Raw genomic sequence first — 1,465 nt, forward strand, 5'->3', positions numbered from 1 at the left:
ACTTGATTCTTGCAAAAATAATAATCTGAACTTAAAACAGACAGACTGGTAGTGTTAGCGGTCTTAAGGGTGTTATGAGATCATCTTCAGATCTCGTAATATGTCGAACAGCGGCTTCTTCTGCATCGCTTGTTCAAAGACATACAGCATTAATTGTCCCTTATGCTCATGACGAAATCTTCGAACCACATCACCAAGCGTTAACTTGGCTGAAGGTTCAGACCATTTCATCCTTTGAAACTCTAAGAGATTTTGGGTCAGAAATTGAATAGCCCAATAACGATTAATGCCCTTAAATGAAAGCAATTGGTATTGATCAAAGCCAAGCAATTCTTTGAAGTAACGGTATCCCGTTTCAATGTGCCAGCGTATACGGTAATAGCTTAGGATCGTAACGAGATCCAAGCTGAGATCCGTACACACGATACAAAACGGGCACACTGTGGCGTCAAACTTGCCTTCCCAGGATAATAACACCTGAACATTTTCTGTATCCGCAAGCGGTCCTTCGTAGGCATATACACGGTAACGTTTGTTCTCCACGGTTACGGAGCAGAGATCCGCGTTATCGATATATGTTGCTGCGAAGTCGGACATCGATGTCCGAATACCTGCAGGGCAGATCGTTCGATTCGATTTGACAGCTGCAATGACATGAAACCCACGAGCATTGCAGGCATCCAGTAGATCGCGACTCGTATACCAACTGTCTGCAAGAACATAGACACGCTCCGATTCATCTGTTGGAAAGGCTTCAATCATCTCCATGGCTAATTCGTTTTTACTTTTGAATGTCAGCTGATGATCTTCGCAGTATTTCTCCCGGAAATACGGGCGGTAATCCCAAGCGAAAGAGTTCCCTTCAGAGACGATATGCATCGTGACGATACAATGTGACCACACGCTTCTTCCATTCTCGTGAGAGTAGTGGAAGTCTAATCCTTCCATTCGGCGAGTGGTGGATTCTTTCTTACATGACGTATCGTCTAGAAGAAGAAACACAATCCGTTGACAACGATTCGAAGAATGATTTCGGATCGTTTGCAACATTCGTTCCATCCGGCGTTTTTGCATCCGATTCATGGACCAAGGGGACTCGTTCAAAAATCGCGTAGTAGAGCTCAGATGACGTTGCTTACCAGCAGCTTCACGAATCGTTGATATATTCTTGCGTCCTTCACAAAGAATAATGCCATTAACGATCGAAATGAGATGGCGAATCTGAGGTTTGCTAAACTCTAAATGAAGAGACAAAATAAACTTGACGATTGCTAAGTGTACGGATACCATGAAATTGGGACATCCCCTTTTCTGGAAACTGTTGTGTTGTGGTGACCAACAAATTCGCTGAAAATGGTACGATGTCCTTTTATTTTTATGGCTTCGACAAAGGTTCTGTTGAAGCATTGATTTCTGACTTAATCACCTATGATTTTCTATGACAAAGTTTTTGCAAGAGTCAAGT

The 1,465-nt window shown here is 42.8% G+C and carries 1 protein-coding gene; it reads right to left on the reverse strand.

The genetic code is table 11. The features are described 5' to 3' along the window. Positions 1-72: 72 nt before the first annotated feature. The gene (locus tag L1N85_RS19285) at positions 73-1,290 is read right to left on the reverse strand and encodes an IS701 family transposase (protein ID WP_235240678.1); all 1,218 of its coding nucleotides are present in this window, start codon (positions 1,288-1,290) and stop codon (positions 73-75) included. Between the last annotated feature and the right edge of the window lie 175 nt (positions 1,291-1,465).

The sequence above is a fragment of the Paenibacillus alkaliterrae genome (genome assembly GCF_021532375.1).
GTDB lineage: Bacteria > Bacillota > Bacilli > Paenibacillales > Paenibacillaceae > Pristimantibacillus > Pristimantibacillus alkaliterrae.

Coding starts and splice junctions, on each gene's coding strand:
- L1N85_RS19285 (WP_235240678.1), bottom strand. CDS start 1,290: ATGGTATCCGTACACTTAGCAATCGTCAAGTTTATTTTGTCTCTTCAT.